The sequence below is a fragment of the Paenibacillus sp. FSL M7-1455 genome (assembly GCF_038004655.1).
In the GTDB taxonomy this organism is placed as follows: Bacteria; Bacillota; Bacilli; order Paenibacillales; family Paenibacillaceae; genus Paenibacillus_AQ; species Paenibacillus_AQ cookii.
In genome coordinates, this window is sequence record NZ_JBBORO010000001.1 from 4,125,189 (window position 1) to 4,143,964 (window position 18,776).

The following is an 18,776-nucleotide window of genomic DNA, read 5'->3' on the forward strand; positions in this document are numbered from 1 at the left end:
GGCTCGCTTTTGCATGTTCGCACTCGATTGGCGGTTTTATGCATGGGAACGCTGGTTTTGCATTCTGCGCTCCGTCAAATAGTCGCTTTCATAATAGGTAAGGTCGTCTCTAAGGTCTTCGAACACTTTCGTAATGTCCAGAATAATGTCCCGCACCGGACGCACAGGTTTCACGCGGAAACGGATCGCGTCTTGCCCGGTGTAAGCGTAGCGGCCATCCTCGGAATAGCTTTCGCTTTTCGGGTAAAAAAAGTTATTCACGCAGTGGTGATATACGTTATAGAGAGCTTTCTCAGCGAATTCGGCGTCGAAATTGGCGCGGCGCAGCGCGACCCCAAGCTTCTCCGAAGAAACCTCGCAAAATACGAGCAGATGGCGCAAATCCGACAAAAACCCTTTGTAAAAATGAACCGTTTCCTCGTTGGCGTCTGCGGCCAGCTGCGGAAGCGAATGTTCGTTCAGAAATACCTCCAGCTTTTCGATCGCATACTTCAGCTTCTCCTTCGTCGTCTCACACAACTTTTGAACATTACCTGCTGACATCGCTAATTTGCTCCCCCTTAATGGTTCCTTCAGTCCAAATACTGGCATCATACAAATAAACCGCTTTACAGCATCATTTTTCCATGTACTATCCTAACACAAATCATGGTAAAGCGGTATCCCTTTTGAAGGAAACGCCCCGGACAAAAACAGCCTCCCCTGAACGCAAGAATAAAATGCCCCTTCTTTCCTCACGATAAAGGTAATTTCATTTTCAGGAGGTTTATCTTATGTCCCGTCGCACTTGGGCGGGCATCGGCATTGCCGCAGCGGCCGCAGCGCTGCTTCTCGTGATGCAGGTGCCCCATTCCGCCGATACCCATACCCGCAAGCAGGCTTCGGAGCCGGTCGTACCGAACCCGAAGCAGGAACATATGTCAAAGCATAGCTTGATGGCGCAAGACATCGATTCAACGGACCGGTTAACCCGCCTGGACGCCAAGCAGCATTTGGTTTCGATGATCGAAAGACTCGGCGATGCGGGTCCGGCGCAAATTACGGACGATATCCGAAAGCTGCAGAAATCGCATGATCATTTTACCATGATTATATGGCAGGAAGCCAAACACGGCAAACAGCGCGTATACGACGCCGCCAAAAACGACTGGAGCGCCGATGACAGGAAAACGCTGAAGGGATATTTGAGCAAGGCGGAAAGCAGCATCCATCAGCAGCGTTCCTACGAATCGCCTTCCTTCAAACTGGACGGAAAACAATATTTCGTGATCGCCGAACCCTCCAAGAACAAGCCGAAGCAAGGCGTGATCGCCCTGATGAACCAAAAAATATTGACCGAAGTGGCCAACCACCAGAAAAAAAACCTGCGGCTCATCCCGTACCCGAAAGAGGGAAAATACAAGGTGGAATCGGTTCATGCCGATACGCTGCGGGACATTACCGTCCGTACGGGGCACGACAACGAAAAAGCGAGCCATTTTTATGAAAACGAAATCGTCGTTCGTTTCCGCCAGGATCCTACCCGGCAAGAGATGAACCGTATCATGGGTGAGCTTCGCGCGGAATCCTCGCGCAAACTGGGTTACGCTTATGTGTTCCATGCCAGCGGCATGGACTACAGCCAGCTCAAATCGTACTTTTTGAAAAACTGGAATCCGTTATATGTCGAACCCCACTATTTGTACATGACCAACGACAAAATCAAGGAGAAAACAAGCAGCCTGCCCAACGTGCCGAACGACCTGCTGTTCGCAAAATACCAATGGAACCTGCCCGCCATCGAAACGAACCAGGCCTGGGATCTGTCCCGCGGCAGCAGCGACGTGATCGTGGGGATCGTGGATACCGGCGTCGATTTGGATCACCCCGACCTGCAGGGCCAGCTGATGACCGGATACAACGTGATTGACCCGGCATCCGACCCGATGGACGACGTCGGCCACGGAACGCATGTCTCGGGCATCATCGGCGCGCTGGTCAACAATAACGAAGGCGTTGCAGGCATCAGCTGGTACAACAAAATGCTTCCGGTCAAAGCGCTCGACAAATCGGGTTCAGGCACGACCTATTCGGTTGCCGAAGGCATCATCTGGGCGGCCGACAACGGCGCTAAGGTCATCAACATGAGCCTGGGGAACTACGCGGATTCGCAGTTTCTGCACGATGCCGTCAAATACGCCTTCGATAAGGACGTCGTGCTCGTCGCCGCCTCCGGAAACGACAATACGGAACGTCCGGGCTATCCGGCAGCTTATCCGGAAGTGCTCGCCGTTGCGGCGACCGACTCCAACCTGAAGCGCGCATCGTACTCGAACTACGGGGATTACATCGATGTGGCGGCCCCCGGAACCAGCATTGCCAGCACCTATCCGGGGAACCAGTATGCGGCCTTGTCGGGAACTTCGATGGCAAGCCCGCATGTCGCTGCCATGGCCGCCTTAATCCGTTCCCAGAATCCGGACCTCACCAACAAACAGGTGATGGACATCATGCGCAGCAGCACCGTGGATCTTGGACCCAAAGGAAAAGATAAATATTACGGCTACGGATTGATCGACATCTATAAAGCGCTGCAAGCCGCAGGAACGACGGAAGCGCCGCTCCAGTTCTGGCCGCAGCATGTTCAAAAAAAGATGGAGTCTGTCGTTCAACCGAGCCCGTAAGCTTGGAAGCGGGTTACGGAATCCGCATGCGCCTACACGGCTTTCAAAAAAAAGCAATCAGCCCTTCACGGCGGATTGCTTTTTTTGTTCATATCTTATTCGGACCAAATCGATGTTTCGGGTGGCAAAACTTGAAGTCAAGCCCGGCCGTTTGCCAGGTCAGCCCATCGAATGCGGAGTGCGGGGTTAACGTCTGCCGCCCCGAGAATTGCGTTTCATGCTTGTCGTCACAGGGCCCGTATATTCGTCTTTCACGACATAATTGCAAATATGCTTGGGTACGGGTACGCAATGATGTCTTTTCACGATTTGAACCGTGTGGACGACAGGAACGATTTGAGGATAATAATAATCCTGGTAAACGACGGATGGATCTGTATAAACCGGGTCCGTTGGCGGACAGTGGAAGCAGTTGTTATACATGGATAAGCAGCTCCTTTCGTGATTTAGTACAGTTTATTATGGTTGATTCGCCTCTGTTTGTACTAATGCCCTTGTTTACGAGGTGTTTGACTAAATCAGGCTCGTCTTTCAGACCCGGAAAAGAAAGCAGCATAAAAAACCCGCCGCAATGGGGCCCTTGGCTTCCTAGCCGACTCAGGCTCCCCGCGGGGGTACGAAAATGATAAATGGTTATAAATCAGAATGTTGCAAAATTCCATCGGACATAAAAAGGCGGCATTCCGGTACAACCGGACATGCCGCCTTCAAACGAGTTCAAATGAATGATACAGTTGTTGCAGTTTGGAAAGTTTTACGTAAGCCGGGTTCTGTGCTCGTTGCGGTACGGACGGGAACTACCCTCCCGCAGATAAGCGACAATCATCTATCTAGGCCAACCATTGCTGATTGGCTCAAGCGACCAACCCGAACGCGCCTCGGGCAAAGGCTGCTTCAGTAAGAAGCTGCGTTCCATTAGGTCTTGCTCCAGGTGGGGTTTACCAGGAACGATGTCACCAGCGTTCCTCGGGGTCTCTTACACCTCGGTTCCACCCTTGCCTGATCCGCTCGGATGAGCGGCCATCGGCGGTCCATTTCTGTGGCACTATCCTTCAACTCGCGCTGACTGGACGTTATCCAGCACCCTGCCCTATGGAGCCCGGACTTTCCTCTCGCGGCGCCTTACGCGCCGCCAGCGATTGTCTGTCAAACTTTCCGGACAACTATATTATAGTATACTAGGAATTCGAATTCGTTTCAATCCTCAACTGTCTGGAAGCATTGGAGGATTTCGCCTGGATGCGAATTCACATGAAGCGGAACGGCTCGGTATTGACGGCCGACGCGATCACTTTCGTGTCGTACCGATGTTTGCCCAGCTGCTCCTGCAGCCAATCCGCAACCTTTGCCTTCATGATTTTTTCGGCATTGTGCCCCGGATCGATCAAAGCGATCCCGGCAGCCAATGCATCCTGCGCCGTATGGTAGTCGACGTCGCCCGTGACGAGCACGTCGGCCCCGCGGAAACGGGCCGCCTGGTAATATCTGCTGCCCGATCCGCCGATAACGGCCGCCTTTTTGACGATCCGGTCGGGATCGCCGACAACGCGGACATGAGGCACGTCCAGCTTTTCCTTGACGACCTGCGCAAACGCGGCCAGCGTCATCTCCGACTCCAGCTTCCCGGTTCGGCCAAGACCGTATGCCTTCCCTTTCAAATCAAGCGGGTACACGTCGTAAGCGACCTCTTCGTAAGGATGCGCTTTAAGCATCGCCTGAATGACGCTGCCGCGGATGCCGTGCGGCACGATCGTCTCGATCCGCACTTCCGCGGCCTGCTCCATTTTGCCGACGGAACCAAGGAAGGGGTTCGTACCCTCCTGCGGCAAAAAGGTTCCGGTACCGTCGACGTTAAAGCTGCAGTGGCTGTAGTTCCCGATCGATCCGGCACCTGCATTCAGCACCGCCTCACGGACCTGGTCGGCATGGGTCGCCGGCACGAACACGACCAGCTTGTACAGCTGTTCCCGCTGGGTTTCGTCGACAGGCACGGGGTTTTGGATGCCAAGCGCTTCCGCCATCCAATCGTTCATGCCCCATTCGGCGTTGTCTAGATTGGTATGCGCGATGTATACGGCTATATCATGCTTGATGAGCCGCTCATATACTTTCCCTGCGGGAGAATCGGTTTGAATATGCCTTAAAGGACGGAAAATGATCGCATGGTGGGCAATGATCAAATCGGCCCCCGCTTGGATCGCCTCATCGACGACCTCTTCGTTGACGTCCAGCGCGACCATAACCGTGCGGATTTCTTTCTGCAGCGTTCCAAGCTGGAGCCCGATCCGGTCCTTGTCGTCCGGATAAGCCAAATGTTTGGGAGCCAGCTGCTCCATATATTGAATTACGGTCTGTCCTTTTGCAAACATGCGAGTACCTCCTTGATCTGATCCATCTCCATCTGCACCTGTTTTGCTTTTAGTGCCGCGGATTCCAGTTTCGAGACGGACAACGAGTCCAAAATGCCCTGCAGCTTATCCAGCTCTTGGTTCCATTTGTCGATCAAAACCGGCGTCGGCTCCTTGAGCAGCCAAGGCCCCATGCGCAGCAGAAGGTCCCGGGTCACCGTAAAGGTGCCTTCGCCGCCGCTTTTCGGCCATTCCTGGTCTTCATATAAAAGGCGATTGCTGATTCGCTGGTCCGAAAGTTCGGGAACCGCGGTCAAAATTTCATATATCTTCCCGTCTTCTTCCAAAATGCATTCGGACGTCAGCAGCCAGCCATGTTCCATGAGCCACCGGCGGAGAATGTCCTCGCCGACGTTCGGCTGCAGGATCAACAGTTCGACTTGTTCGAGCTTGTCCTCGCCGCGATCCAGAATGTTCGCGATCAGGCTGCCCCCCATGCCCGCAATCGTCACGACGTTGGCCTCACCCGCTTCGATGACCGCCAAGCCATCGCCCTTGCGGACCGAAATGACGTCCGTAAGGCCGGCTTCCGCCACTTGTTTGGCGGCGGCTTGCAACGGCCCGTCGTTCACTTCTCCGGCCACGGCCCGGACGGCCCGCCCGGATTGCACCGCGGCCACGGGCAGCAGCGCATGGTCCGAACCGATGTCCGCCAGCGCGCATTCCTTTGGTATGAGCTTCATGATCGTCTCTAGTCTTCTTGATAATTTCATATCGCACCCACGCATCTTTTTTTGGTTTTTATATCCTTTTTATACCGTATCAAACCCGTGCGCATCCTGCAAATGCACGAAGCCGAAAGGATCGGCTCTAGTAGGGATGGCCCAGAGTCATCGGGTCATCTCATTTGCATTGGCTTGGAAAAAGCGCTAAAATAAAAACAACAAATAAAGGAAATAGTTCTAAAAGAAAGAAAAACCGCGAATCCTATTTTCCTTTATCGGCAAAAAGGCGGAAAAAAAGACCTGTCTGCGCATGCGGCAGAAGGTCTGAACATGGACTTATTCGAGAAAATCTTTCAGCCGTTTGCTGCGGCTAGGATGGCGCAGTTTGCGCAGCGCCTTGGCTTCGATTTGGCGGATGCGTTCGCGCGTGACGCCAAACACTTTGCCCACTTCCTCCAGCGTTCTCGTCCGGCCGTCATCGAGGCCGAAGCGGAGACGAAGAACGTTTTCCTCGCGTTCCGTCAACGTATCGAGCACGTCCTCCAGCTGTTCCTTCAGAAGCTCGTAAGCTGCAGCGTCCGCTGGAGCGAGCGCTTCCTGATCCTCGATAAAATCGCCAAGATGCGAATCGTCTTCTTCGCCGATCGGCGTTTCAAGCGATACCGGCTCTTGGGCGATTTTCATGATTTCCCGAACCTTCTCTACGCTGAGCTCCATTTCGGCCGCGATTTCTTCCGGCGTCGGTTCGCGCCCCAATTCCTGCAGCAGCTGACGGGATACCCGGATCAGCTTATTGATCGTTTCCACCATATGAACCGGAATCCGGATCGTTCTCGCCTGGTCCGCAATCGCGCGGGTAATCGCCTGACGGATCCACCAGGTTGCATACGTACTGAATTTGAATCCTTTATTATGGTCGAACTTCTCGACCGCTTTGATCAGGCCCATGTTGCCTTCCTGAATCAAATCGAGGAACAGCATGCCGCGGCCGACGTAACGTTTCGCGATGCTGACCACCAAACGCAGGTTCGCTTCCGCAAGCCGGCGTTTCGCTTCTTCGTCCCCGTTCATGATCCGTTTCGCCAGTTCCACCTCGTCGTCTGCCGAAAGGAGCGGCACGCGGCCGATTTCCTTCAGATACATCCGGACGGGGTCGTTGATTTTGATGCCTGGCGGCAAGGACAAGTCGTCGTCAAAGTTGAAATCGTCACTGTCTCCGTTGTCGTGATCATCGGACGGATGGTGAAGAGGGTTGTCGTCTTCATCACTTTCGTTGACCACTTCAATGCCCAGATCGCCGAGCTGTTCATAAAATTCGTCAATCTGTTCAGCGTCCTGATCGAATGGAGAGAGTTTCTCCATAATGTCTTTGTAGTTCAAAGAAGATCTTTTTTTACCCTGTTCAATCAGCTGGTCTTTTACCTGATCAAGCGTAAACTCTGTCTCTAGTTCAGTATGCTGATCATTCGCCATAACTCGACTCCCTCCTCCCTAGAAACATTCAAGCCTGTTCTTTATTGTCTCTCTAGGGCTATAATCTCACTTGCAATTTGTGCAGCACGCAAAAAGTCCCCTGAACGCTCGGCAATGATCATTTCTTCTCTTTTCTTGTCGATCTGTTTTTTCTGCGGAACTTTCTGTACTTCCCGGATGCAATCCTCAAGCTCCTGCACGTTCCACTCCGGCGGAGTATCCATCATGGAGATGGAGCTAACGGTCTTCTCCAGGCGGTCATCGTGCAAAAACGACATGAAGCGGCTGATATCCGGGGGTTTGCCCTGTGCGTAATAGGCATATAGATAAGCAGCAATCGCTGCATGATCATCAATGTTAAATGCGTCGCCGAGCCTTTTTTGCACGTAGCTCGCGGCTTCGGCATCCTGCAGCATCATGGCCAAAAGGCGCCGTTCTCCAGTATGGTATGCCGGCAGTAAAACAGGTGCGGACACCTGCCCTTTTTTATGCCTACCATTATTCCACCTTTTGTCGTTATTATCCCCATCCGGCGCGTTTTTTAACATGGATTGGCGGATCTCGTTGCAATCCTGCTTCAGGCTTTCGAAGGAAAGCTCAAGCTCCGCGGCAAGCTCCTTTAAATAAACTTCCCGCTCGGTCGATGAAGGCAGTCCCGCGATAATCGGAAGCACTTCCTTCGTATACGCGATTTTCCCGTCTTCTTCTAGCAGTATATGGTTTTTTTTCAGATATATAAGCTTAAATTTCGTCGTTGAAACCGCTCCGTCGATGATCTGGCGTTGAAAGCGGTCCCCGCCGTATTTCCGGATGAATTCGTCCGGATCGAGGCCTTCGTTAATGACGGCGATTTTCACCCTCAGACCGACTCCCTCCAGAAGAGGAATGGTCTTCATCGCAGCAGCTTGTCCGGCCCGGTCCCCGTCGTAACAAACGACGACCTCCTCCGCCATCGTTTTCATCATGGCCGCATGGCTTTCCGTGAGCGAGGTGCCCATGGTGGCCACGCCGTTTTGCACGCCTGCTTCCCAAGCCGAAATCACGTCGCCGTATCCTTCGAACAATACGATTTGCCGCAGCTTGCGGATGGACGGTTTGGCCTGATGAAGATTGTACAAAATCCGGCTTTTGTTGAACAGCTTGCTTTCGGGCGAATTCAAATATTTCGGCTGTCCGTCGCCGAGCACCCTGCCCGCAAAAGCGATGACTTTGCCGTTGCGGTCCGAGATCGGAAACATGACGCGGCCCCGAAAGCGGTCGATATAATCTTCCCCGTCGCTTCGCTTGGACAACAGCCCGCCTTTTTCCATCTCCTGCAAATCGAAGGATCGATTGGTCAGAAACTGAACAATCGTATTCCAACGGTCCGGGGCATAGCCGATCTGAAACTGATCGATGATTTTGTCGTTAAAGCCGCGCGAACGCAAATAGTCCATCGCCGCTTTGCCATGCTCCGTGTTTTTGAGCAAATAGTGATAAAATTTGGCAGTCCACTCGTAGGCCTGTAGCAGACGGTCTCGCTCCGGATTCGGAGGAATCACGACAGCCCCTGGTCCTTCCGGCAGTTCGATATGACTTTCTTCCGCCATGAGTTTGACGGCCTCGGGAAAGGATAACCCTTCGATTTCCATCCTGAATTTGATGGCATTTCCACCCTTGCCGCAGCCATAGCAGTAGAAAATCTGCCGATCCGGCGTCACCGTAAAAGAGGGGGTTTTCTCCGAATGAAACGGGCAGAGGCCTTTCATGTATTTCCCCTGCTTGGTCAGATGAACGTACCTGCTTACCGTATCGACGATATCATGCTTGTCCAGCACCGCATCGATCACTTTTTCCGGTATATTGCCATGTCCGGCATTCATCCAAACCACCTTCATCTCTTTTTGGCACGTAAAATATTATTCGCTACTGTTAAACATTCTCCTGCAATCTGCGCAAAAGTTTTGTCAGTTTCTGTTGAAAAAGCAATTTGTCCGCCTGCGTCATCGGTTTCGGGCCTTTGCCGTAGCTGCCTCTTCGCCTGGCCTTGGCCTGATGATGGCGCCGATCGAGCATGAATTCGATATTTTCCCGCGTATAGCTTTGCCCCCGGAACGATATCGCATGGCAGCCTTTCGCAAGGGCAAGCGCGGCCAAACCGTAGTCCTGCGTGGCGACGACGTCCCCGGCTTGGATGTGGTTGGCGATGTACAGGTCCGCGCTTTGGTCGCTGCGGTCGACCTGGATCGTTTGGACGCCCTCTTCGGCCTCGATAAAATGGTCATAAGAAGAAACCATCAGCACAGGAATGCGGAAGGCTCTAGCTGTCTCGCCAATTTCACGCTTTACGGGACAGGCGTCCCCGTCGACGACGATGTGGATCGTATGCATATCAGCCAGAATATATCACCCTGTAATCATGGTTTGCCATACTCGTATATACGTAATATACGCCCAATGGGATGCGAAAATCCTTCTTGCGGCCCAATAACAACTTCTGACAGCTTTCCGAAAATACGGAACAGGCCAGCACTGGGTGCTTTCCCGTTCCGTACGTTCGGCGAATCTATATCCTACCAGACAAGCTTGTTAAAATCGGCAAACTGCTTTAAGCCCTGATCGATCTGCGCGAGAAGTCCCAAGCGGTTGGCCCGGACTTTTTCGTCTTCGGCCATGACCATGACGGCATCGAAGAAATTCGTGATGGCCGGTTTCAGTTCGCCCAAAATGCCCAGCGCCTTGGCCCCGTCCCGCTGTTCAAGAGCGGTGGAGTACGGCTTCTGCACTTGCAGCCAAGCGGCGTACAGTTCCTTTTCCGCCTCTTCCTGAAGCAAGCTTTCGCTGACCGCAGCCTTGGAAGCCTTCGCGGCGAGATTGCTTACCCGGTTGAAGGACTCGACCGTCGTTTTGAACTCGTCTCCGCCTCCAACAGCGTTCATCAGCGCATCCCCGCGGGACACGATGGACATCACGTCGTCGAATCCTGCGGCAATGACGGCGTCGACGACGTCGTAACGGAGGTTTTCGGACAGCAGCTTTTTCACGCGCAGGCCGAAAAATTCCTCAAGGTCCTTGCGGATTTCGCTGCCCTGGCGTTTCATCTCCCGGAATTGGGCATGAACGTCGGTGGCGATGCCGAAAATTTGCGAAAGCGTCAGCGGCATTTGCTTCGCGAGCAGAATTTGAACGATCCCTTGGGATTGGCGGCGCAGGGCGTACGGATCCTGGGATCCCGTCGGGATGATGCCGATCGAGAAGCAGCCCACGATCGTGTCGATTTTATCCGCGATGCTGATGATCGAACCTACCAGGGAAGCAGGCAAATCGTCCGACGCGGAACGCGGCTGGTAATGCTCGAACACCGCTTTGGCGACCGCTTCGTTTTCTCCGGCCTTGCGCGCGTAGTCTTCGCCCATAACCCCCTGCAGTTCCGGAAACTCGTATACCATTTGCGTCACGAGGTCGAATTTGCAGATGTCCGCTGCGCGGCTGACGTATTCCTGCTCCGTTCCGGAGATTTGCAGCGCTTCGCCCAGCTGGTCGGCGATTTTGCGAATGCGGCGGACTTTGTCGCCCACCGTGCCGAGCTCTTCATGGAAGACGATGCTTTCCAGCTTGGACAGCGCGTCCTTGATTTCAAGCTTTTGGTCTTCGTCGTAGAAAAATTTCGCATCGGACAGCCGTGCGCGCAGCACCTTTTCGTTCCCTTTGGCAATGACGTCGAGCGAACGGTCGTCGCCGTTGCGCACCGTCACGAAAAACGGCAGTAACTTGCCCTGTTCGTCAAGCACCGGGAAATAACGCTGATGCTCCCGCATGGAAGTAATCAACACTTCCTGCGGAATGTTCAGGAACGACGGATCGAACGTTCCGAACAATACGGTCGGCGTTTCGACCAGGAAAAGAACTTCCTCGAGCAAATCGTCCTTGATGGCGATTTTCCAGTTTTTCTCCTGCGCGAGTTTTCCGATTTGTTCCAGGATCATGTTTTCGCGTTCCTTCACGTCCACGATGACATGCTGGGAACGGAGGGCCTCCCGGTATTCGGAAGCATCGGAAAGCACGGCTTCGGTTCCGAGGAAACGGTGCCCGCGCGTCACGTTGCCGGATTTTACGCCGGTCACTTCCAAATCGATGACGTCGGAGCCGAACATGGCGACGAGCCAGCGGATCGGACGGACGAATTTATAGTCGTAGCTTCCCCAACGCATGTTTTTCGGGAAGTTCATCGAAGACAAAATGCCAAGCAATCCTTCGGCCAAAATGGATGCCGTATCGACGCCCGTGCTGCTTTTGGTCACGTAGATGTATTCGACGCCGTTCAGTTCCTTAAAGGTAAACTGTTCCGGATTCACGCCTTGCCCGCGCGCGAAGCCTAGCGCCGCTTTGCTCCAGTTTCCGTTTTCGTCCTGGGCGATTTTGCGGGAAGGGCCCTTGACTTCTTCCTCCACGTCGTCCTGTTTCTCGGCCACGCCCTGCACGAGCACCGACAAACGGCGCGGGGTGGCATAAGCCTCTACGGCACCGTGGGACAAACGGGATTGTTCCAGCCATTGAACCGTTTTTTCCTTCAACTGCTCCATTGCGGCCCGTAAAAAGCGCGCAGGCACTTCCTCCAGACCGATTTCAAACAACAGATCCTTAGCCATTACAGGTCGCCTCCTTTCTTCAGCAGCGGGAAGCCGAGCTTCTCGCGTTCCTCCACGTACGTCGCCGCGACCTGGCGGGCCAGGTTGCGCACCCGGGTAATATAGCCGGTTCGCTCGGTAACGCTGATGGCGCCGCGGGCATCGAGAAGGTTAAAGGTGTGCGAGCATTTCAGCACATAATCGTAAGCCGGGAACACGAGGTTTTGATCCATCGCTTTTTTGGCTTCTTGTTCGTACATGTTGAAAAGGGTAAACAGCATTTTGACGTCGGACACTTCGAACGTGTATTTCGAATGCTCGTATTCCGGCTGATGGAACACATCCCCGTAAGTGATGCCGTCCACCCATTCCAGATCGAACACATTTTCTTTTTCCTGAATGTAGGACGCGAGGCGTTCCATGCCGTACGTGATTTCGACGGATACCGGATGCGTCTCGATCCCGCCCACCTGCTGGAAGTACGTAAACTGGGTAATTTCCATCCCGTCAAGCCATACTTCCCAGCCAAGGCCGGCGCAGCCGAGCGACGGGTTCTCCCAGTTATCCTCGACAAAGCGGATGTCATGGTGCAGCGCATCCACGCCCAGCGCCTTCAAGCTTTCCAGGTACAGTTCCTGGATGTTATCCGGCGAAGGTTTGATGATGACCTGGAACTGGTGGTGCTGGTACAAACGGTTCGGGTTTTCGCCGTAACGTCCGTCGGAAGGACGGCGCGAAGGCTCGACGTATGCCACCTTCCACGGTTCAGGTCCCAGCGACCGCAAAAAGGTCATCGGGTTCATCGTGCCGGCGCCTTTTTCCGTGTCGTAAGGATTCACGATAATGCAATTCTGTGCTGCCCAAAACTGCTGCAGGGTCAAAATCATCTGCTGAAAGTTCATATGAGCCTCTCCTTTACTAATCATGGCATTGCAATGGTTGTCAGCTTGCTTCATCCGCTGCAGGCCATCACCGGGACATCAAAAAGCTCCCGCCCATGCCTGCAAACACAGACATAGGGACGAGAGCTGTCATTCCCGCGGTTCCACCCTACTTGACTGCCGTTCCCGTTACCGGAGAACCGCAATCCACTTTTTAGCCGATTTCATCTCATGCTCCCGGCTGCCTTTCATGAATCCGTTCCACCGGGCTCGCACCGTCCCCGGTTCGCTGCTGGGAATCCGAAATCCACTACTCTTCCGTTCAACGCATGTCAGACAATGAATAGAAACTTTATATATATTACCGGATTCCCAAAGAGAAGTCAACATCGTTACAGTCCGTACTTTTCCATCTGATCCAAAAAGCTTTGCGACTTCAGTTTAAGTCCGAGCTGCATGTCCATAAAAGCGCGCATAACGGCTTTAAGCTCGGCTTTCGTTTCGTCTTTGACGTCGACGTGGCCCAGTCTCCGAAGGTCGAGCCTGGCGAACAGCCGCAGCAGTTTCAAACTCTTGGGCGACAGGTTCATCGCCGGCGGATCCAGATGCCTGCAGGAGCGGCACAATACGCCGCCCAATCTCGGGCTTACGGACGCATGGTCGTCTTCGCTCAAATCCTTGCCGCAAGAAATGCAGGAAAGGAGTTCGGGTCCGTATCCCGCCGTCTGAAGAATTTTCATTTCGTACAGATTGATGATAATTCCGGGATCTTTGCCTTCCTCCAGCGCATTCAGGCAAGCCTTTAACTGCTGATACCAAAAGCTTCCCGTTTCCTCGTCCTGCAGGACCTTGTCAAGAAGCTCGCAGGCATAGGACGCATACGCCGCCAAAATCAAATCCTGCCTCAGGCCGTGATGCGAGTTCATGATTTCGCCGGAATTTAGCGTTCCAAGGCCCGTTCCGTTCCTGAAAAAGACGTATTCCGCTTCCGTAAACAGCTGCGTTAAAGCAGCGTGGCGGCTTTTGACTTTTTTGGCCCCGCGGACCAGCACGCCTACTTTGCCCGAGTTTTCGGTGCAAATCGTAATGATTTTGTTCCCTTCGCCGTAGTCCATGCTGCGGATGACGATCCCTTCCACCCTGTATAGCATGCCTCTTCCCCCAGCCATTCCCGGAGCAGCCACAAATCATTCGTTTTCTTCATAATTCCCCGTCTCTTCCGCTGCCGCCATCTCCGGCGCCGCGGCCGCTTCCTCTACCGACATGCCCGCGTATTCCTTATAGAGCAGGTAAGCATCCACATCTCCAGTCATCGCAAAATACTTCCACGAAAAGTCTCGCATTCGTATTCATCCTTTCTTTGGAAATGGCGTCTGCATCTTCAAAAATAGGATGCGGCGAACGAACCGGATCTATGTAAAGCAATTCCTGCCAGATGAGGGCGGGCGCCGCCGGTTAGGCGTCGCGGTGGAAGCCGAGGTCACGAAGCACGCGTTCCTGGTTGCGCCAGTCTTTTTTTACTTTGACCCACAATTCCAAAAATATCTTCGAACCCAGCAAATTTTGAATGTCCTGCCGGGCTTGTTTGCCGACTTCCTTGAGCAGGGCGCCTTGCTTCCCGATGATAATGCCTTTTTGGGAATCCCTTTCGACGAAAATGACGGCCGAAATGTATACGACCCCGTTCTCCTGCACGCGCATGTCCTCGATCGTTACCGCAATCGAATGCGGCACTTCCTCGCGGGTCATATGCAGAATTTTTTCGCGGATCAGCTCGGCGCAAACAAATTGCTCCGGATGGTCCGTTACCTGGTCGGCCGGATAATACTGCGGGCCTTCGGGCAAGTACTTTTCCACCTGTTCAAGCAGGCGGTTCACGTTATTGCCGCTCAAAGCCGAAATCGGCACGATTTCCGCAAACTCATGCAGCTTGCTGTATTCGTCGATGATCGGAAGCAGCGCATCCGGCTCGATTTTGTCGATTTTGTTCAGCACGAGAATGACCGGCGTCTTTACGCCCTTCAGCTGTTCGATAATAAACCGGTCCCCGCCGCCCAATCCTTCCGAAACGTCGGCCAGGAATAATACGGCCTCCACTTCCTTCAGCGTATTGAGCGCGGTTTGGTTCATGTAATCGCCAAGCTTCGATTGGCGCTTATGAATGCCGGGCGTATCGAGAAATACGATCTGGGTTTCCTCGGTCGTGTATACCCCGTGGATTTTATTGCGCGTCGTTTGCGGCTTGTCGGACATGATCGCGATTTTTTGTCCGATGACCTGATTCATCAGCGTGGATTTGCCTACGTTCGGCCGGCCCACGATTGCCACAAAGCCGGATTTGAATGCCGGTTTCGCCATATTGACACATGACCTCCTTCAATGATCCTCCCGCATTTCGCGAAAGACCGTCCGGGGCCCTGAATCCGCGAAGGCCGGGACGGACGAACCGAACCCGGCCGCGGAAACGGGCCCCAAAAAAGAATGCTGCTTATATTACTTCTTGGCACGATCCAGATCCGAAGGACCAAAAGCCCCCGGAAGCAGCTCGCTTACCGTCGTTTCCATCATGTCGCCTTTCAGGTTCCCCAAGATGACTTTCATGTCCGGCTTGCACAGTTCGAGCAGCACCTGCCGGCACACGCCGCAAGGGGAAATCGGCCCTTCGGTATCGCCGACGACGGCAATCGCCTGAAAGCTTCCCGCTTTATGCCCGTCGGCGATCGCACGAAACAATGCCGTACGTTCCGCGCAGTTGGTAGGCCCGAACGCCGCGTTTTCGACGTTGCAGCCATGGTGGACATGTCCTTCCTGATCGAGCAGCGCAGCGCCGACGCCAAAATGGGAATACGGCGTATAGGCGTTCATGCGCGCTTTAATCGCTTCTTGCAATAACAATGCTGATTCCATGGATGATCCTCCTTCGAATTCCGAAAAACTATTGATGGGTTCCGCCCCAGCCTAAAAGCCCAACCACCGGATGATAAAACACGATCACCCCGGTGATGGCGGCAAAAACAGCTGCCAGCAGCACTGCGCCGGCAGCCGTATCTTTGGCCGCTTTGGCCAGCGGATGGAGTTCGGGCGACGCCAAATCCACCACCGATTCCAGCGCCGTGTTGACCAGTTCCAGGGCCATGACGAGCGCAATCGCAAACAAAAGCGCGACCCATCTTTCCCACGATACATGCAGCAGCGCTGCCGCCGCTATGACGGCCACGGCCGCCGCCGCATGGATTTTCATGTTGCGCTGCGTCCGCAGCGCGTAAACAATCCCTTGCGCCGCATATCCGAACGCGGCCCAAAACGTCCTTTTCGGCATTAACGCGTAAGCCCCACTTCGGCCAGGACCGCTTCCTGTTTGCCCATCATTTCGGCTTCGCTTTCTTTGTCCTGATGGTCGTAGCCCAGCAGGTGCAGGAATCCGTGAACGAACAGAAATCCGATTTCACGTTCCAGGGAATGTCCATATTCTTCGCTTTGCGCCTGCGCGCGATTCACGGAAATGATAATATCCCCGAGCATTTCGGGCAGATCCGCGAGCTCTTCTCCCTCTTCCAGCTCGTAAACGATGTCCAGCTCTTCGTCCGTATGTTCGTTCATGGCAAAGGAAAGCACGTCCGTGGGGCGGTCGATGCCGCGGTACTCCTTATTCAATTCATGAATTTGTTGGTCATCGACGAACGTCAGCGCCACTTCGCCTTCCCGGATGCCTTCGGCCTCCCCCGCTTTTTGCAGCAGCAGCTCGAGCGTCGCGATCAGTTCGTCGCCGATTGCAAGCTCCTGCTGCTCGTTCGTCCATGCTAGCTGCAGTCCCATGTTCTAACCGCTCCTTCTCGTTTCTTCAGTCGTTTTGTTCTTTTTGATTTCTTCCGGATATTCGATCCTGGAATGGAAGATCCCCATGACGCTTTCTTTTAGCGTTTTGGCAATAATGTCCAGTTCCTTCATCGTCAAGTCGCAGTCATTGAATTGGTGATCGTCCAGCCGGCTTTTGATGATTTTTTCGATCATCGATTCCACCTGATCCACTGTCGGGTTCCGCAAGGAACGCACCGCCGCTTCCACGCTGTCGGCAATGCCGATGACGGCCGATTCCTTGGACTGGGCTTTCGGGCCGGGATAACGGAAATCCTCCTCGGTAAAATCGGGCTCCTTGCCCTGCTCTTCCGCCAGGCGGAGCGCCTTGTGGTAGAAATACTGGAGGAACGTCGTGCCGTGGTGCTGCTCGGCGATATCCCGGATCGGCTTCGGAATTTTATATTCCTTCAGCATTTCCACCCCGTCCCGCGCATGGGCGATGATGATCGATTTGCTCATTTTCGGGTCCAGGTTATCATGCGGGTTCCCCATATTGTTCTGGTTTTCGATGAAATAACTCGGCCGTTTGGTTTTCCCGATATCGTGGTAATACGAACCCACGCGGCAGAGCAGCCCGTCCGCTCCGATCGCCTCCGCGGCGGCTTCGGACAGATTGCCGACCATCACGCTGTGGTGATAGGTGCCCGGCGTCTCCGTCAGCAGCTTCCGCAGCAGCGGATGGTTGGGGTTGGACAGCTCGACCAGCTTCAGCGCCGACAAAATGCCGAACGTGACTTCGAAAAACGGCATCAGCCCGATCGCCAAAATGGCGGTGAGCAGGCCGCCGGCAAAAGCGAAACCGATCGCGTAAAGCGTCTGGATCTGATTCCATTGGCCGCCGCTTCCGATCACGGTCATGATGAATACCGACAGCGAACCGAACAGGCAGACCATAATGCCGCCCTTGAGCAGCGTGGACCGCTGGCTCGCGCGGTGGATCGAAAAGATCGCCACCACCGATGCGACCAGCGAAAAAAATCCGAAGGTAAAGTCGAACATTTGTCCCTGATGCACGTTCAAAATGACGCTGGCCAAAATGCAGAACAACATCGAGCAAAAATACGCCAGCGTCATGTCCAGCAGCAGCGTCACGAGCGTAGCTCCGATCGCCACGGGCGCGACGTATCCGATGTAAGGCCTTTCCGTGCTTTGCAGGATGCCGGCCAAATGCATGGTGATGACGGTAATAATAAAGATCAGTACAAGCATCAGAAGCTGCGAGTTGTTGTACTTGAATTTGTTCGGGTCCGTCTGCCGGATAAACAGCAGCAGGCCCCCGGACATCAGCAAAGACAGCAGGAGCAGCCCCAGCTGAGGCCAATAATTGACTTCGTTTTTAAGCAAACCGTTGTCGTCGAGCAGATTGTACAAATCTTCCGTGATCAGCTGCCCTTTCGCGACCAGCACGTCGCCCTGCTTGATGTACACCGGCTGGGTGTTTTCCCTCGCTTGCACCTTGGCTTCCTTGGTCGCTTCCTCATCGTAGAATTTGTTCGCCGTGATGGCAAGCTTGGACAGCTCCTGCACGACCTCCCGGGCCGTCCGCTGGTTGAGCGTGCTGGCGCTGACGAGCTCCGCCACTTTCGCGCGGGCCGCCTGCGCCTCGACGACCTGGTCGTTGGTCAGGCGGGATACGATCTCCCGGGCGACGGGTTTCATTTCGGCGATGTCCTGGGAAGTGAGCCGCGGAATTTTGATGAACGTCTCTTCCGGAATTTTATAGCTCTGCTGGTTGGTCACCTTCAGCATTTCATCCAGCAGCTTGTCCGAGTAGTTCGCCGACGACCGGTTGGCATTGACGAAATTTTGAATAAAGTCCTTGGCCCGCTGCGGGATTTCAAGCTTGTAGATGGCGATTTTATCTTCGCGGGATACCTGGTCATCCTGGTTCAGCCGGTCGATCCGATCCAAAATGGACACGACCAGATTTTCGTTCGGCACCGTCACGATCGTATAAATCGGCTGCACGCGTTCCGCTTCCTGCTCCTGCGCCTTCAGCGTCGCCTTATTGTTCGGGATTTGCATCGGCGCCCGGATTTCTTTCTCGCTGCGCGCCCCTACCTGTATGTTGTACCGTTCCGGGAGCAGATTCGGAGCCAGACTGACATAAAACAGCACAGCCAGACATAAAAAGAGAACATAGCGGGTCCCTGCGCTATGTTTCCAGCCGACATGTTTCATTGAGAAAGATTTGCCTGATGACGTTTCTTTCGAAGTCATA

General features: G+C 53.9%; 17 protein-coding genes and 1 other RNA gene. 1 reads left to right on the plus strand and 17 read right to left on the minus strand.

The genetic code is table 11. From position 1 onward, the window contains the following. Window positions 1-36: 36 nt before the first annotated feature. Window positions 37-543, minus strand: a complete 507-nt coding sequence (locus NYE48_RS19100; protein ID WP_036712295.1) for a YpuI family protein — start codon at window positions 541-543, stop codon at window positions 37-39. 230 nt (window positions 544-773) lie between these two features. On the opposite strand from NYE48_RS19100, the gene NYE48_RS19105 reads away from it, so the two are divergent. Next, window positions 774-2,663, plus strand: coding sequence for a S8 family peptidase (locus NYE48_RS19105; protein ID WP_212947195.1), 1,890 nt, complete (start codon window positions 774-776; stop codon window positions 2,661-2,663). A gap of 186 nt (window positions 2,664-2,849) precedes the next feature. Here the strand turns inward: NYE48_RS19105 and NYE48_RS19110 are convergent, their stop codons facing one another. The 16 genes from NYE48_RS19110 to NYE48_RS19185 form a co-directional block, all read right to left on the minus strand. Continuing rightward, window positions 2,850-3,086, minus strand: a complete 237-nt coding sequence (locus NYE48_RS19110) for a hypothetical protein (protein WP_036712301.1) — start codon at window positions 3,084-3,086, stop codon at window positions 2,850-2,852. Between the two features lie 321 nt (window positions 3,087-3,407). Continuing rightward, an RNA gene (gene rnpB / locus NYE48_RS19115) (RNase P RNA component class A) lies at window positions 3,408-3,818 on the minus strand. 92 nt (window positions 3,819-3,910) lie between these two features. Then, the gene (locus tag NYE48_RS19120) at window positions 3,911-5,032 is read right to left on the minus strand and encodes a Nif3-like dinuclear metal center hexameric protein (RefSeq protein WP_340999708.1); all 1,122 of its coding nucleotides are present in this window, start codon (window positions 5,030-5,032) and stop codon (window positions 3,911-3,913) included. Continuing rightward, complete coding sequence (locus NYE48_RS19125; RefSeq protein ID WP_036712378.1) at window positions 5,008-5,784, minus strand: tRNA (adenine(22)-N(1))-methyltransferase; 777 nt, start codon at window positions 5,782-5,784, stop codon at window positions 5,008-5,010. Before NYE48_RS19125 ends, NYE48_RS19120 begins: the two co-directional genes overlap by 25 nt. A 288-nt stretch (window positions 5,785-6,072) precedes the next feature. Next, window positions 6,073-7,209 carry an RNA polymerase sigma factor RpoD gene (gene rpoD, locus NYE48_RS19130; protein ID WP_340999710.1) on the minus strand — a complete coding sequence of 379 codons (1,137 nt, stop codon included), beginning with the start codon at window positions 7,207-7,209 and terminating at the stop codon, window positions 6,073-6,075. A gap of 41 nt (window positions 7,210-7,250) precedes the next feature. After that, on the minus strand, window positions 7,251-9,071 hold the full coding sequence (gene dnaG, locus NYE48_RS19135) for a DNA primase (RefSeq protein WP_340999711.1): 1,821 nt from the start codon (window positions 9,069-9,071) through the stop codon (window positions 7,251-7,253). Between the two features lie 49 nt (window positions 9,072-9,120). Further along, entirely contained in the window at window positions 9,121-9,579 is a 459-nt protein-coding gene (locus NYE48_RS19140) for a YaiI/YqxD family protein (protein ID WP_036712307.1), read from the minus strand. A gap of 182 nt (window positions 9,580-9,761) precedes the next feature. Further along, the gene (gene glyS / locus NYE48_RS19145; RefSeq protein ID WP_340999712.1) at window positions 9,762-11,837 is read right to left on the minus strand and encodes a glycine--tRNA ligase subunit beta; all 2,076 of its coding nucleotides are present in this window, start codon (window positions 11,835-11,837) and stop codon (window positions 9,762-9,764) included. Continuing rightward, the gene (glyQ, locus tag NYE48_RS19150) at window positions 11,837-12,718 is read right to left on the minus strand and encodes a glycine--tRNA ligase subunit alpha (protein ID WP_212947205.1); all 882 of its coding nucleotides are present in this window, start codon (window positions 12,716-12,718) and stop codon (window positions 11,837-11,839) included. The genes glyS and glyQ overlap by 1 nt, the downstream gene beginning before the upstream one ends. Window positions 12,719-13,089: 371 nt before the next feature. Then, the gene (gene recO / locus NYE48_RS19155) at window positions 13,090-13,848 is read right to left on the minus strand and encodes a DNA repair protein RecO (RefSeq protein ID WP_339324076.1); all 759 of its coding nucleotides are present in this window, start codon (window positions 13,846-13,848) and stop codon (window positions 13,090-13,092) included. 36 nt (window positions 13,849-13,884) lie between these two features. Further along, on the minus strand, window positions 13,885-14,040 hold the full coding sequence (locus tag NYE48_RS19160) for a YqzL family protein (protein WP_212947207.1): 156 nt from the start codon (window positions 14,038-14,040) through the stop codon (window positions 13,885-13,887). Window positions 14,041-14,152: 112 nt separating this feature from the next. Further along, window positions 14,153-15,055, minus strand: a complete 903-nt coding sequence (gene era / locus NYE48_RS19165) for a GTPase Era (protein ID WP_339324075.1) — start codon at window positions 15,053-15,055, stop codon at window positions 14,153-14,155. Window positions 15,056-15,190: 135 nt separating this feature from the next. Next, a complete protein-coding gene (locus NYE48_RS19170) occupies window positions 15,191-15,604 on the minus strand; it encodes a cytidine deaminase (RefSeq protein WP_036712313.1) in 414 nt (137 codons plus the stop codon). A gap of 28 nt (window positions 15,605-15,632) precedes the next feature. Further along, on the minus strand, window positions 15,633-16,016 hold the full coding sequence (locus tag NYE48_RS19175) for a diacylglycerol kinase family protein (RefSeq protein ID WP_036712316.1): 384 nt from the start codon (window positions 16,014-16,016) through the stop codon (window positions 15,633-15,635). Then, window positions 16,016-16,513, minus strand: coding sequence for an rRNA maturation RNase YbeY (gene ybeY, locus NYE48_RS19180; protein ID WP_036712317.1), 498 nt, complete (start codon window positions 16,511-16,513; stop codon window positions 16,016-16,018). The genes NYE48_RS19175 and ybeY overlap by 1 nt, the downstream gene beginning before the upstream one ends. Window positions 16,514-16,516: 3 nt before the next feature. Next, window positions 16,517-18,775, minus strand: coding sequence for an HD family phosphohydrolase (locus NYE48_RS19185; protein WP_340999713.1), 2,259 nt, complete (start codon window positions 18,773-18,775; stop codon window positions 16,517-16,519). Window position 18,776 lies beyond the last annotated feature (1 nt).